Origin of the sequence: Tenacibaculum litoreum (assembly GCF_964513915.1) — a bacterium.
In the GTDB taxonomy this organism is placed as follows: Bacteria; Bacteroidota; Bacteroidia; order Flavobacteriales; family Flavobacteriaceae; genus Polaribacter; species Polaribacter litoreum.
Map to the genome: position 1 here is coordinate 824,834 of NZ_CAZEQS010000002.1, position 15,201 is coordinate 840,034.

Sequence of the window (15,201 nt, forward strand, 5' to 3'; positions counted from 1 at the left end):
TTATAATTAAGCTTCTGCTTCCATATAATCTTCAATAGGATTACAAGAACAAATTAAGTTACGGTCACCAAAAGCATCGTCAACACGACGTACAGAAGGCCAAAACTTATTGTCTGCAATATACTCTAAAGGAAATGCTGCTTGCTTACGTGAATATGGTAAATCCCATTCATCAGCGGTTAACATTTCTTGTGTATGTGGTGCGTTTTTAAGCGGGTTGTTAGGGTTTTCCTTACTTGCTTCAGCAATCTCTTTTCTAATAGAGATTAATGCATCACAAAAACGATCTAATTCTGCTACACCTTCAGACTCGGTAGGCTCTACCATAATTGTTCCCGCTACAGGGAAAGATACAGTAGGCGCGTGGAATCCGTAGTCCATTAAACGTTTCGCAATATCAGTAACTTCAATTCCGTTTTGTTTAAACTCACGACAGTCTAAAATCATTTCGTGAGCTGCACGGTTCATTTCTCCTGTATATAAAGTGCTAAAGTGTCCTTTTAAACGCTCTTTAATATAGTTTGCGTTTAAAATAGCATTCTTAGTAGAATTTGTTAATCCGTCAGCACCTAACATAGTAATGTATCCGTAAGAGATTAAGCATACTAATGCAGAACCCCAAGGAGCTGCTGAAATAGCAGTAATGGCATTATCACCACCAGTAGCTACTACTGGGTTAGTAGGTAAAAACGGAACTAATTGTGGCGCTACACAAATTGGTCCAACACCTGGTCCACCACCACCATGAGGAATAGCAAATGTTTTGTGTAAGTTTAAGTGACAAACATCGGCACCAATGGTTGCAGGATTTGTTAATCCTACCTGTGCGTTCATGTTTGCACCATCCATATAAACTTGCCCACCATTATCGTGAATAATTTGAGTAATCTCTTTAATAGCCTTTTCAAATACTCCGTGAGTAGATGGGTAAGTTACCATTAAAGCAGCTAAATTATCAGCGTGTTTTTCAGCTTTAGCACGTAAATCTTCTACATCGATGTTTCCTCTTTCGTCAGTTTTAGTAACTACCACTTTCATACCTGCCATAACAGCTGATGCAGGGTTAGTTCCGTGAGCTGATGCAGGAATTAAACAGATGTTTCTGTTGGTGTCTCCATTTGCTTCGTGATATGCTCTAATAGTCATTAATCCAGCAAATTCACCTTGTGCACCTGAGTTAGGTTGTAAAGAAGTACCTGCAAAACCAGTAATCACGTTTAATTGGTTTTCAAGGTTACTTAACATGATTTGATACCCTTCTGCTTGATTTAATGGTACAAATGGGTGAATATTTCCCCATTGAGGATTGCTCAATGGTAACATTTCAGAAGCAGCATTTAACTTCATGGTACAAGACCCTAAAGAAATCATTGAGTGATTTAAAGCTAAATCTTTACGTTCTAATTTTTTGATATAACGCATCATATCAGTTTCTGATTGATACGTATTGAATATGTCGTTATCTAAGAAAGTAGTTGCTCTTTTTACGTCTGCAGGAATTACGTCTGCAGTTGTAAATTCAGTAACTAAAATATCTTTGATATTGAATGCTTGTTCGAAACAATCAACAATTTCGTTGATTTCTTTTAAGCCTACTGTTTCGTTTACAGAAATTGAAATATGTTCTGCATCGATATAGTTAAAGTTAATTCCGTTTGCTTCTGCTACTGGACGTAACTTGTCTGCTTCAACTTCAACCAAGATAGTATCGAAATAAGCACTATTTTTTTGTTTGAAGCCTAAATCGTTTAAAGCTTTTGCTAAGGTTGCAGTGCTTGTGTGTACACGATCTGCAATGTATTGTAAACCATCTTTTCCGTGGTATACAGCATACATACCTGCCATAACAGCTAATAATACTTGTGCAGTACAAATATTTGAAGTTGCTTTTTCACGTTTAATGTGTTGCTCACGTGTTTGTAATGCCATACGTAAAGCACGACCACCGTCAACATCTTTTGTAACTCCAATAATACGACCAGGAATACTACGCTTGTAAGCTTCTTTAGTAGCAAAATATCCAGCGTGAGGTCCTCCGTATCCTAAAGGAATACCAAAACGTTGTGTAGTACCTACTACAACGTCAGCACCAAATTCAGCAGGAGCTTTTAACTTTACTAATGATAAAATATCAGCAGCAACAGCTACTTTAATGTTATTTGCGTTACAATTAGCAACGAAATCGGTATAATCATATACTTGTCCGTGCTTACCAGGATATTGTACGATAGCACCAAAGAACTCTTCTGAAAAATCAAATTCTTCGTGGTTACCAACAACTAATTCAATTCCGATAGGAATAGCACGTGTTTGTAATACTGATAAGGTTTGTGGTAAAATTTCTTCTGAAACAAAGAACTTGTTTACGTTAGCTTTTTTTTGTGCTCTTTCACGAACATCAAATAATAAAGCCATAGCTTCTGCAGCTGCAGTACTTTCATCTAATAGTGAAGCGTTAGCTAATTCCATTCCTGTTAAATCACAAATCATAGTTTGATAATTTAACAAGGCTTCTAAACGTCCTTGTGCTATTTCAGCTTGGTAAGGGGTATAGGCAGTATACCATCCTGGGTTTTCTAAAATATTACGTTGGATGACACTAGGTAAAATAGCTTCGTGATATCCTAAACCTATATAACTTTTAAAAACTTTGTTTTTTGCACCTAATTTGTTAATGTGATTTAGGTATTCATATTCGCTCATGGCAGGAGCTAAATCAAGCTCTTTTTGTAAACGAATATCGTCGGGAATAGTTTCGTAAATCAATTGGTCTAAACTCTCAATGCCAATTGTTTGAAGCATTTGATCCTGATCTTTAACACGAGGACCTATATGCCTAAGTTGAAATGAATTTGTGTTCATTATTGTGTTGTTGTTTTTCGTGCCTCAAAAATAGTGAAATTGGTTGATTTGATACTACATATTTTTTTGTTAAAAACAATATTTTATTAACCAAAACAGCTGGTTATAAACAGAAAAGTTATTTTTGTTAGATGAACCTTTTTAAAAAAGTACTCGATTTTTATATAAACTCTAGTATTCATGTAGCCTTAGCAGTGTTTTCTTTGTTTAGAATTACGGAATTATATTTTGGTTTTTCGTATGATGAATCACTTGGTTTTTTTGTGTTTTTTGCGACAATTACTGGGTATAATTTTGTTAAATATGCAGGAGTAGCTAAACTCCATCATCGAAGTTTGACTAAAAATTTGCAAATCATTCAAGTATTTTCGCTGATTTGTTTCTTATTGATGTGTTATTATGCGTGGTTACTACCTTTAAGAACGTTATTGTTTTTCGTACCTCTAGGGGTTTTAACTTTTTTATATGCAGTACCTTTTTTAAGTGGATTTCAAAAAAACTTACGAAGTATTGGTTATTTAAAGATAATAGTAGTGGCTTTGGTATGGGCAGCAACTACGGTATTATTGCCAATATATGCCAGTGAAATTTCTATTACAACTGAGGTGTACTTGTGTGTAATACAGCGTTTTTTATTGGTGGTAGTATTAATTCTTCCTTTTGATATTAGAGATGTGCAATATGACGCTATTTCTTTACAAACAATTCCTAAAAAGATAGGTATAGAGAATACTAAAAAGTTTGGAGTCGTTTTGTTGGGGTTGTGTTTAGCGTTGGAGTTTATGATTAGTCCTAATGCTAACTATCGTACAGCTTTTTTAATGGTGTTTTCCGTATTGTTAATTTTATTGATGAGAGCAAGAGTAAATCAGTCTAAATACTATAGTTCTTTTTGGGTTGAGGCAATTCCGATTTTTTGGTGGTTGTTTTTGTTAGTTTAAGATTGAAGCTTTTAGTAGGTATTGAAATCTAAAAAGTAATAGCTTATAAGCAGCGTGTTTTTTATAGTTAAAAACTGAAACTTAAGGGTTTTGTAATATGTGTTTTTAAGAAAACCTTTGTACATTCGTTGGCTTAACAACACAACAACAAAAACACAAATAAAGTAACATGAATTTAGTAAAACGAAATTTCGTTTTCGATTTCGATAGCACACTTACCAGTGTGGAAGCATTAGATGTTTTAGCCGAAATCACCTTAAATGGGAGTCCAAAAAAAGATGAGATTATTCAAGAGGTAATCCATATCACTAATCAAGGAGTTGATGGAGATATTTCTTTTACAGAGTCCTTGGAAAAACGTATTCAGTTATTAAGTGCTAAAAAGTCTGATTTACCTTTATTAATAGAGGAGTTAAAACAAAAAGTATCTCCTTCTATAGAGAGAAATAAAGAGTTTTTTGAAAGCTTTTCTGATGATATTTATGTGATTTCAGCAGGTTTTAAAGAGTTTATCGATCCAATCGTTGCTGAGTATAACATTCCGTCGGAAAGAGTATTTGCAAATACTTTTGAGTTTGATAAAGACGGAGTTATTGTTGGATTTGATACTCAAAATCCATTATCTAAACATAATGGAAAGATAGATTGTTTAAAATCCTTAAATTTAGAAGGTGAAGTACAAGTAATAGGAGATGGTTATAGTGATGCTGTAACTAAAGAAGCAGGTGTTGCTGATACTTTTTTTGCTTATACAGAAAATGTATCAAGAGATAAAACAATAGCAAATGCTGACCATATTACACCAAATTTAGATGAATTTTTATACGTAAACAAGTTGCCAAGAAACCTATCATACCCAAAGAACAGAATTAAAATATTATTATTAGAAAACGTGCATCCTAATGCTTTTACAAAGCTAACAGGTGATGGATTTTCTGTTGAAACTATTTCAAGAAGTTTATCAGAAGATGAATTAATTGAAAAATTAAAAGACGTTCATGTATTAGGAATCCGTTCTAAAACACAAGTAACGCGTAAAGTGATTGAAGCTGCTGAGAAATTAATGGTGGTTTCTGCTTTTTGTATTGGGACTAAACAAATAGACTTAGAGGCTTGTAAAGAAAATGGAGTAGTAGTTTTCAATGCGCCATACAGTAATACACGTTCGGTAGTTGAATTAGCAATTGGAGAAATCATTATGTTAATGCGTAGTGTGTTCCAAAGAAGTACAGAAATTCACAACGGTCAGTGGAATAAAACAGCACAAGGATCAAGAGAGGTGCGTGGTAAAAAACTAGGTATTGTAGGGTACGGAAACATTGGAAAGCAATTATCGGTCTTAGCAGAAGCTTTGGGAATGGACGTATATTATTATGATGTAGAAGACAAATTAGCTTTAGGGAACGCAACAAAACTAGATACTTTAAAAGAATTATTGAATATTTCAGATGTAGTTACCTTGCATGTTGATGATAATTCGGCAAACAAAAACTATATAGGAAAGGAAGAGTTAGCTGAAATGAAGGATGGAGCGCATTTGGTAAATCTTTCTCGCGGATTTGTAGTAGATATTGAAGCATTGGTTGAAGCGTTGAAATCAGGTAAACTTGCAGGTGCTGCTGTAGATGTGTATCCTGAAGAGCCAAGAAAAAATGGTGAGTTTTATACTGAGTTAAAAGGTTTAGATAATGTGATTTTAACTCCGCATGTGGGAGGTAGCACGGAAGAAGCTCAAAGAGATATTGCTGATTTTGTTCCGAATAAAATTATGGCATATATCAATTCAGGAAACACGGTAGATGCGGTTAATTTCCCGAATATTCGTTTGCCTAAGCATAAAAATGCACACCGTTTTTTGCATATTCATAAGAATGTACCTGGAGTGATGGCGAAAATCAATAAGGTGTTAGCAAAATATGAATTGAATATTACAGGACAATACTTATCTACAGATGAAAAAGTAGGATATGTAATTACTGATGTTGATAAAGAATATAACCAAGAAGTAATAACAAAGCTTAAAAAGGTAGAAGGAACCATTAAGTTTAGAGTATTGTACTAAAACGGTGTTCTAAATAAATTATATTATTCAAGGTCTACGTTTTACTGTAGACCTTGTTTTTTTATAGACTGTTAGTTATTGCTGTATTAGTTTTAATGGTAGAAAAATAAATCCAAGCTATAAAAAAGAGTTGTAATGGAGCTCTAAACCACAAATAAGAAAGTCCTTTTCCGTCATAAGTTCCCGTTTGGTAATTCAAGTTTTCTAAACTAGCCTTTACGTTGGCAGGAAGCATAAGTAATAAGAAAACAATAAGAATCCAACCTGTAGTTTTTTGATAGCTGGGAAATAATAAGCCTATAGCTAATATAATTTCTAAAACTCCTGTTACTAATACCAGAGTTGGTTTTAAAGGAATAAAATTCGGTATCATTTTGCTCATGCCTTCAGTAAATAGAAAATGCCCTAAAGCGGTAAATAATAGCATAGCGCACATGGCTATTCTAGCCGAAAGCAAGTAATTGATGTCTTTTAAAATAAGTTTTTGTATCCCTATAGAAATTATAAAAGTTAGAAGTAAAATAAATAATGGTTTCATTGCCTAAAAAGTTTTTTCAAAACTGAAGAAACTTTTAGATAGAGTCAATGAACTTGGGTTAATAAATTCGTTTTCTAATTCTACTTAGTGCTTGTGGAGTTACTCCGATATAAGACGCTATATATTTTAAAGGGATATGTTGAATTAATTCGGGTCTCTCATGAAATAGGTTGAGATACCTTTCTTCTGGTGTATTGTTTAATAAGGATAGCTCTCGCTTTGATTTTAGTAAAAATAAATTCTCTGCATTTTTCCTTCCAATTTCATGACCAATAGCAGTGCTTCGGTAGATGTCTTCTAAATCATTAAAAGATAGTCTCCATAAAACCGTAGGGGTTAACGTTTCGATACTGTATTCGGAAGGAGTTTGTGTTAAAAAAGAATCATAAGCACTGATAAAACTATTTTTAAAAACAAATCCAAAAGTTACATCATTTTCAATTTTAGGAATAAATAACCTTAAAATCCCTGCTTCAACAAAAGAAAGATAGTTTTCTGTTGTTCCTTTGGTTAATACGATTTCCTTCTTTTGAAGTACTACTTTTTCGAGCTTAGAACAAAAATAATCTGAGTCCTCTTCAGAGATGTCAGCAAAAGATTGTAAAAGTGTTTTTATTTGTTCCATATTTTATAAACTATCAAAGTCACTTAAATTTTGTTCTATAGTATTGGCTCCTTTTTGTAAAATCTGAATGTAACTAGATACATTTTCCATTTTAAATCTACTAGAAGGTCCTGATGCGCTAATACCAGCAATAACTTTTCCCTTTTTATTATAAATAGGAATGGCAATACAAACTAAACCCAATTCTGATTCTTCAATATCTAACGCAAACTTTTGTTGTTGAATATGTAATAATTCCTTTTTGAATTTTGAAACAGATGAAATCGTGTTTTTGGTAAACGATTCTAAAGAAATCGAGTTGAAAAAAGTTTCTTGAGTTTCTATTGAAGAAAAAGCTAAGAGTAACTTTCCAATGGCGCTTCCGTTAACAGGCGCGTAAGAACCAATAGAGGTGCTTATTTTAAGCCCTTGTAAACTATCAGCTTTATTAATATGAAATGCTTGTTGCTCTTTTAAAATACCCAACAAAACAGTTTCTTGAATTTCTAAGGCTACCTTTTGTATTGGTTCGTTGGTTAAATCTCTTAGTGATTTATATATAGAAACACGATTGCCTAATTCAAACAACTTACTTCCCAATTGATACTTTTCGTTGTCGTTTTGTTGTACAGCATTTAATGAAACTAAAGTACTTAGTAATCGGTATACGGTACTTTTGTTGTAGCCAGTTTTAGTGGCTAATTCTCTAACTCCCCATTCTTTTTTATCATTTGTAAAAGCATCTAAAACAGCAAACGCTTTGATAATGGATTGATTTAAATTTTTAGAATCTGCATTCATTTTCTCAAAAAATTATTGACTAATATAATAAAAATGTGTAGATTTATAAAACACCGTTTTATTATGTGAAACGCTTTAGGTTTTATTTTGAAGTGAAAATGAAGTATCTTTAGTGTTTTAGAAATGGTTTTTAGAAATATAATAAGTATGTATAAACCAACACTCGATTACGCACAACAACTAGATAAAGAAGATAACTTAGCGCATTTAAGAGCGCAGTTTCATATTCCAAAAGATACAAAAGGGAATGACTGGTTATATTTTACAGGAAATTCTCTTGGGCTACAACCTAAGCAAACGCAACAATATATTCAACAAGAATTAGACGATTGGGCAAAATATGGAGTAGAAGGGCATTTTGAAGCTCGAAATCCATGGATGCCATATCACGAATTTTTGACAAATTCGATGGCAAATATAGTAGGAGCAAAACCACTAGAAGTTGTGGTGATGAATACCTTAACAACCAACTTACATTTGTTAATGGTGTCGTTTTATCAACCGACTAAAACAAAGTATAAAATTGTTATAGAAAGCGATGCTTTTCCTTCGGATAGATACGCGGTACAATCGCAATTAAAATTCCATGGATTTGATACAGAAGAAGGATTGATAGAATGGAAACCTCGTGAAGGAGAAGAGTTGCTGCGTATTGAAGATCTAGAGAAAATAGTAGATGATCAAGGTGATGAAATAGCTTTGCTATTGATTGGTGGGGTAAATTATTATACAGGACAGTATTTAGATATCAAACGTATTGCAGAAATAGGACAGGCAAAAAACTGTATGGTGGGTATAGATTTGGCACACGGTGCAGGAAATATATCTCCAGAATTGCATGATAGTGGAGTAGATTTTGCAGCTTGGTGTACCTATAAATATTTGAATTCAGGTCCAGGAAGTTTAGCTGGGTTGTTTGTACATGAAAAGCATGCACATAATAAAGAGTTACCTCGTTTTGCTGGTTGGTGGAACCATAATAAAGAAACTCGTTTCAACATGCGTCAACCGTTTGATGTGATGCCGGGAGCAGAAGGTTGGCAGTTATCAAATCCACCAATTTTATCGATGGCAGCAATTAGAGCCTCGTTAGATATGTTTGAAGAAGTAGGAATGGAAGCGTTAAGAGCTAAATCGGAAAAATTAACGGGTTATTTTGAATATTTAATCAATCAGATTGATACGGGCAGCATTAAAATAATTACGCCGTCGAATCCGAAAGAAAGAGGATGTCAATTATCTATTCAAGTGAAGAATGCAGATAAAAGCTTACATAAAAAACTAACCGAAAACAATATTATAACCGATTGGAGAGAACCTGATGTAATTCGTTGCGCACCAGTGCCAATGTATAACAGTTTTGAAGATGTATACAGAATGGTTGAGATTTTAAAAACATTGCTATAAATGAAAAAAGTATTTATTGTTCTTTTAGTTCTATGTAGCTTTAGTAGTATAGCTCAAACTAAGTATCAAAAAGATTTTGATTATCTATGGAGTATGTTTGATGGCTTCTATGCCTACTTTGATCAAAAACAAACAAATTGGGATGAGGTAAAAAAGATTTATCAAAAAGAGGTAGAAAATGTTTCGGATGATTCTCAGTTTATTAGATTAGTAGAGAATATAACGTACGAACTATATGATCCTCATACTGGTATTAATCGAAATTTAAAATCTTCATTCCGACTAATTCCAACATCAACTGATGCATGGATAAAAATAAAAGAAGGGAAATATTACATAGCGGATATTAGATCAGGTTTTGAAATTGAAGAAACAGGATTAAAAGTTGGAGATGAATTACTTCGTATTAACAATCGTAAAATTGAAGATTTAGTAGAGGAAGTGCTACCAAAATCTATTAAAAACCCAAAAGACGATGTAAAAGAGTTTTTTGCTAATTTATGGTTTGCAGGAAAGCATAATGAGGAAAGGGTAATTCTAGTGCTAGAAAATGGAAAAGAAAAAGAATATAAACTAAACAAACCTACAACTTCAAAAAAAGAAGAGGGAACTTTAAGTTCAAAAATTATAAAAGGGAATATAGGTTATATAAAACTAAATAATTCTTTAGGTAACAATGAAGTAATTAAAGCTTTTCCAAAAAAGGTAGATGAATTTAGAGACACCAAAGCTGTAATTGTAGATTTAAGAGATACACCAAGTGGAGGTAATGCTGAAGTAGCTAAAAGTATTATGGGGAAGTTTATATCGGAAACAATTCCATATCAAAAACATGAAAGAGTAAGTTTAGAAAGAGAGTTTGGTATAAAAAGAAGTTGGATTGAGTTATTAACACCTTTAAAAAATCCATATAAAAAACCAGTTATTGTATTAGCAGGAAGATGGACAGGGAGTGTAGGTGAAGCAATTGCACAAGGTTTTGATAATATAAAGTCGGCAACAGTAGTGGGAACTGAGATGGCAAAACTGTTAGGAGCTATTGAATGTGATAGATTACCAAACACTAAGATCAATTTGTGTTTTCCTGTTGAAAAACTGTTTCATCCAAACGGTACACCAAGAGAAAAATTTATTCCTAAAATTCACACTAAAACAAGTGAAGAAACATATAAAAAAGCGATTCAAATAATAAATGAGTAAAAAAGACAACATAGTAATCATAGGTGCTGGTTTATGCGGAAGTTTATTAGCACTTCGTTTAGCACAAAGAGGATATAAGGTAGCGATGTATGAAAGTCGTCCAGATTTACGAGTTACCGATATTTCAGCAGGACGCTCTATCAATTTAGCATTATCTGATCGTGGATTTAAAGCTTTACGTTTATGTGGTGTGGAAGAAAAAGCACGTGAAATTTGTATTCCGATGTATGGACGTTTAATGCACGATAGAGAAGGGAATACGTTTGCATCGAACTATTCGGGTAGAGAAGGAGAGTATATAAATTCTATTTCTCGTGGTGATTTAAACGGAATTTTACTAACCGAAGCAGAGAAACATGAAAATGTAACCATACATTTTAATACTGAATGTACCTCCGTAGATATTGAAAATACGGTAGCATATTTTAAGAATTACAATACCAAGGAAGAGTTTTCTGTAGATGGAGATGTGATTTTTGGAACAGATGGCGCTGGATCTTCATTGAGAAAGAGTTACTATTTAGAAAGAAAATTCTTGTTTAGTTATTCACAGAATTTCTTAACGCATGGATATAAAGAATTAGAAATTCCTGCAGACAAGTTAGGAAACCATCAAATAAGTAAAGACCATTTACATATTTGGCCTCGTGGAGAGTATATGTTAATTGCATTGCCAAACTTAGATGGAAGTTTTACGGTAACCTTGTTCTTAAGTTACGACGAAGGAGGATACAATTTCAATAATTTAACTTCCGAAGAAAAAATAACTGAATTTTTTGAAAAAGAATTTTCAGATGCGTTGGCTTTAATACCAAGTATAAAAGACGAATTCTTAAATAACCCAACGGGAGCTTTAGGAACGGTAAAATGTTCACCTTGGCATTATCAAAACAAAACCTTGTTAATGGGAGATGCAGCACATGCAATTGTTCCTTTTTACGGACAAGGAATGAATGCGTCGTTTGAGGATGTAACTGTATTTGATACAATTTTAGATGCGCACGAAGGAGATTGGCAAGCGACTTTTAAAGCTTATGAAAAAGCACGTAAAGAAGATACCGATGCGATTGCAGATTTAGCGATTGATAATTTTTATGAAATGCGCGATCATGTAGCGAATCCATTATTTAAGCAAAAGAGAAAGTTAGAAATGGATTTAGAAAAAACATTCCCTGAAGAGTATTTCTCGAAATACTCGATGGTAACCTTTAATGAAGAGATTCCGTATGCAGAAGCGATGAAAAAAGGACGTGCGCAAGATAAAGCCTTGTTAAATATGGTAGCTCATCACGATTTAGATACCATCACTGATTTGAATGAGGTATTAAAAAAGGTGCAAAAAGAAACTAATGAGATTTTAGAAGAAGATAAAATAGCGGGACTGTAAATGAATAGATATATAATATTACTAAGAGGAATCAATGTCTCAGGGAAAAATAAACTTCCAATGGCAGATTTACGAGATATCTTAAATGAATTAGGGTTTCAAAATGTACAGACCTATATTCAAAGTGGTAATATTATTTTAGATTCAGAAGAAAGAAAAGAGATCGTTTGTCAGAAAATTAAAGAGGCGGTTGCTGCTAAATTTGGATATGATGTGCCTGTGCTAGCCAGAACACCAGAGGAATGGAAAAGTACACTAGAAAATTATCCGTTTTCACAAGAAAATGAAAAAATAGTAGCTTTTACTTTTTTAGATAAAGTAACTCAAGAATCAGTTATTGAAGTTAAAGGAATTAACGAAGACAAATATAAAATAGTTGATGATGTGGTGTATTTGTATTGTCCGTCTGGTTTTGGAAAAACTAAATTGACAAACAGTGTAATCGAAAAGAAGTTGAAGGCAACAGCAACTACACGCAATTTAAAAACAACGATAAAACTATTAGAATTAGCAATTTCATAAACGTCATTTCGACCAAAGGGAGAAATCTCATGAAAAATGTGTTTGGAAGCAAAAAATATAAAACATGGACAGTAAAGTAATCAAAGGAAAAGCAATACCAAGAGGGAAATTTCCACATGTAAAACAAGTAGGAGATTTTATTTATGTATCAGGAACAAGTTCTCGAAGACCTGATAATTCTTTTGAAGGAGTTGAGGTAGATGAATTCGGAACAACCAACTTAGATATTAAAAAACAAACACGAGCAGTTATAGAAAACATTCGTGATATCTTACAAGAAGTTGGGGCTGATTTATCTGATATTGTAGATGTAACTTCATTCTTAGTAAATATGAATGATTTTGGAGGCTATAATGAAGTATATGCTGAATACTTTGACTATAACGGACCAACGAGAACAACAGTTGCTGTACATCAATTACCACACCCACATTTATTGATTGAGATTAAAGTGGTGGCATATAAGAAACAATAAAAAGACAAAAACAAAAAAATTAAAATGAAAAATAAATTAATCAATCTATTCGCTTTTACAATTGCTTTTTTATTTATAGTATCATGCAGTAGTAATGAAGAAGATGTTTCTAGTCAAATAAAAGAGTCAGAATATCTATGGTATTTTTCAGGCAAGTTAAATGGAGAATCATTTATTTATGGTCAAAAAGTTAATGAATCAATGGTAACTTATGAAATTGGTACAACGAACACACAACCTTCAACTTGTGTATATTCATCTGATAATGGTTTTTCATATAATTCTGGTATTTACCCTAGTTTTGATGATACACTTCCAACAATGGATATAGAGTTTAATAGAATGCATATTTGTTCTGATGGAGAACAAAGCGATTTATTCAATAGTTTATTTGACGAAAAAAGTTATGATTTTGCTATAAATAACAATGATGTAGATAAGAATGCAGGAAAGATTGGATTATATTATTATTCAAGTGCAAATTCTACTTATGGTTATACAACTTATAATGGAGATCAAACAGGAAGCTCTTTTAAAGTTACAAGTAGTACTCAATATGAAGGTTCATCATTAGGAAGAGTATTAGAAGGAGAATTCGATGCTGTTTTTTACAATGAGAATGATTTGTCTGATAAAATCGAAATTAATGAAGGACACTTTAAAATTATTGTGACTCCTTAAAGTTGAGTTTTTATAATATTGTTGGTTATTAAAATAAAAGAGTCTTGATTTATTAGCCTTTTTTTTAATCTGTAAATGAAATGAATATTAAAAATTACATAAACGGTGAATTCGTTAATCCAATTAAGGGAGGGTTTATAGATAACTACAATCCTTCTATTGGAGAAGTGTATGGGCAAATTCCTAATTCTACTACTGAAGATGTAGAAAAAGCATATCAAAGTGCTAAATCTGCTTTTAAGCAGTGGTCGAATACTACCTTAAACGAACGTAGAGATATTCTTTCTAAAATAGCACAGTTAATTCAACAGAGATTACCTGAATTAGCAAAAGCTGAAGCTAAAGATAATGGAAAGCCTTTAAGTTTAGCTACAGCGATTGATATTCCGAGAGCTTCATCTAATTTCCAATATTTTGCAGATGCAATCACGCAATTTTCATCTGAAGCTCATGAAAGTGTTGGCTTAGGAGCAATGAATTTTACGTTACGTCAACCCATTGGTGTAGTGGGGTGTATTTCTCCGTGGAATTTACCACTTTATTTATTCACGTGGAAGATTGCTCCAGCAATAGCTGCAGGAAATTGTGTCGTAGCAAAACCAAGTGAAGTTACACCAATGACGGCCTATTTATTAGGTGAGATTTGTAATGAAGCAGGTTTACCTAAAGGGGTGTTGAACATAGTTCACGGATTAGGAACTACCACAGGACAAGCTATTATAGAACATCCAGATATTAAAGCGATTTCATTTACAGGAGGAACTGCTACAGGAGCACACATAGCTCGTACAGCAGCACCTATGTTTAAGAAGTTATCGTTGGAGTTAGGAGGTAAAAATCCAAACATCATTTTCGCGGATTGCGATTATGAAAATATGTTGGCAACTACAGTTCGTTCTTCATTTGCCAATCAAGGTCAGATTTGTTTGTGCGGAAGTAGAATTTTTGTAGAAGAAAGTATCTATGAGCAATTCAAAAAAGATTTTGTTCAGAAAGTATCAGAACTAAAAATAGGAAATCCTTTTGATGAAGATACAAATATTGGAGCCTTGGTATCGAAACCACATTTAGAAAAGGTAAAATCATATATAGATATTGCAGAGGAAGAAGGTGGTAAAATCCTTTATGGAGGAAATGCGGTAGCGGTAGAGGGTAGTGAGAATGGATATTATTTAGAGCCTACTATTATTGAAGTTTCCAGTAACAAATGTAGATTAAATCAAGAAGAGATTTTTGGTCCTGTAGTTACTATTATGTCTTTTACAACAGAAGATGAAGCTTTGCAGTTAGCAAATGATGTGGTGTATGGATTATCATCAACATTATGGACTAACAATTTGACGAGAACCATGCGATTGTCTAAAGAATTGCATACAGGAATTGTTTGGGTAAATACTTGGTTGTTGCGTGATTTGAGAACTCCTTTTGGAGGTCAAAAAGCGAGCGGAGTAGGACGTGAAGGTGGTTTTGAAGCTTTACGCTTTTTTACAGAACCCAAAAATGTATGTATAAAATATGAATAAGGAAATAAAGGAAAAAATAATTGCTGTTTGTGAAGAGAAAATTGCTAAAAAAGGAGAAAACGTAGGGCTTTCGTTTTATGCATTTTTCAAAAATAAAAATGATAATCCGAAAGTACTGATGGAAGTGGCTACTTGGTGGATTCAGACACACCAATTAGATCATTTTGAGAAAGCGGTTAAGATTAACAAATGATTCAG

At 33.1% G+C, this 15,201-nt stretch carries 14 protein-coding genes; 10 read left to right on the plus strand and 4 right to left on the minus strand.

Annotated features, from left to right (window positions below; translation table 11 throughout):
* Positions 1-6: 6 nt before the first annotated feature.
* The gene (gcvP, locus tag ACKTTR_RS05215) at positions 7-2,862 is read right to left on the minus strand and encodes an aminomethyl-transferring glycine dehydrogenase (protein ID WP_408026825.1); all 2,856 of its coding nucleotides are present in this window, start codon (positions 2,860-2,862) and stop codon (positions 7-9) included.
* A 131-nt stretch (positions 2,863-2,993) separates the two neighbouring features.
* On the opposite strand from gcvP, the gene ACKTTR_RS05220 reads away from it, so the two are divergent.
* Together ACKTTR_RS05220 and serA are read left to right on the plus strand one after the other, a co-directional pair.
* Positions 2,994-3,803, plus strand: coding sequence for a UbiA prenyltransferase family protein (locus tag ACKTTR_RS05220; protein ID WP_408026826.1), 810 nt, complete (start codon positions 2,994-2,996; stop codon positions 3,801-3,803).
* Between the two features lie 169 nt (positions 3,804-3,972).
* Positions 3,973-5,865 carry a phosphoglycerate dehydrogenase gene (gene serA / locus ACKTTR_RS05225; RefSeq protein WP_408026827.1) on the plus strand — a complete coding sequence of 631 codons (1,893 nt, stop codon included), beginning with the start codon at positions 3,973-3,975 and terminating at the stop codon, positions 5,863-5,865.
* A gap of 61 nt (positions 5,866-5,926) precedes the next feature.
* On the opposite strand, the gene ACKTTR_RS05230 is transcribed toward serA, so the two are convergent.
* From ACKTTR_RS05230 to ACKTTR_RS05240, 3 genes are read right to left on the minus strand one after another with little or no spacing between them, the layout of a single operon-like run.
* Entirely contained in the window at positions 5,927-6,403 is a 477-nt protein-coding gene (locus ACKTTR_RS05230) for a DoxX family protein (RefSeq protein ID WP_408026828.1), read from the minus strand.
* Positions 6,404-6,461: 58 nt separating this feature from the next.
* The gene (locus ACKTTR_RS05235; RefSeq protein WP_408026829.1) at positions 6,462-7,028 is read right to left on the minus strand and encodes a Crp/Fnr family transcriptional regulator; all 567 of its coding nucleotides are present in this window, start codon (positions 7,026-7,028) and stop codon (positions 6,462-6,464) included.
* 3 nt (positions 7,029-7,031) lie between these two features.
* Positions 7,032-7,808: an IclR family transcriptional regulator gene (locus ACKTTR_RS05240; RefSeq protein WP_408026830.1), complete on the minus strand. Its 777-nt coding sequence runs from the start codon at positions 7,806-7,808 to the stop codon at positions 7,032-7,034.
* A 147-nt stretch (positions 7,809-7,955) separates the two neighbouring features.
* Here ACKTTR_RS05240 and kynU point away from each other — a divergent pair, with 147 nt between their 5' ends.
* From kynU to ACKTTR_RS05280, 8 genes are all read left to right on the plus strand, one after another.
* Positions 7,956-9,215, plus strand: coding sequence for a kynureninase (gene kynU, locus ACKTTR_RS05245; protein WP_408026831.1), 1,260 nt, complete (start codon positions 7,956-7,958; stop codon positions 9,213-9,215).
* Positions 9,216-10,415 (plus strand): S41 family peptidase, encoded by a 1,200-nt coding sequence (locus tag ACKTTR_RS05250; protein ID WP_408026832.1) that lies wholly within the window; start codon positions 9,216-9,218, stop codon positions 10,413-10,415.
* Entirely contained in the window at positions 10,408-11,802 is a 1,395-nt protein-coding gene (locus ACKTTR_RS05255; protein WP_408026833.1) for an FAD-dependent oxidoreductase, read from the plus strand. The genes ACKTTR_RS05250 and ACKTTR_RS05255 overlap by 8 nt, the downstream gene beginning before the upstream one ends.
* Positions 11,803-12,324 (plus strand): DUF1697 domain-containing protein, encoded by a 522-nt coding sequence (locus ACKTTR_RS05260; RefSeq protein WP_408026834.1) that lies wholly within the window; start codon positions 11,803-11,805, stop codon positions 12,322-12,324.
* 64 nt (positions 12,325-12,388) lie between these two features.
* Complete coding sequence (locus ACKTTR_RS05265) at positions 12,389-12,799, plus strand: RidA family protein (protein WP_408026835.1); 411 nt, start codon at positions 12,389-12,391, stop codon at positions 12,797-12,799.
* A 24-nt stretch (positions 12,800-12,823) separates the two neighbouring features.
* A complete protein-coding gene (locus ACKTTR_RS05270) occupies positions 12,824-13,480 on the plus strand; it encodes a hypothetical protein (RefSeq protein ID WP_408026836.1) in 657 nt (218 codons plus the stop codon).
* 80 nt (positions 13,481-13,560) lie between these two features.
* Positions 13,561-15,003 (plus strand): aldehyde dehydrogenase, encoded by a 1,443-nt coding sequence (locus ACKTTR_RS05275; protein WP_408026837.1) that lies wholly within the window; start codon positions 13,561-13,563, stop codon positions 15,001-15,003.
* Positions 14,996-15,196: a DUF6500 family protein gene (locus tag ACKTTR_RS05280; RefSeq protein WP_408026838.1), complete on the plus strand. Its 201-nt coding sequence runs from the start codon at positions 14,996-14,998 to the stop codon at positions 15,194-15,196. Before ACKTTR_RS05275 ends, ACKTTR_RS05280 begins: the two co-directional genes overlap by 8 nt.
* The last annotated feature ends 5 nt before the right edge of the window (positions 15,197-15,201 follow it).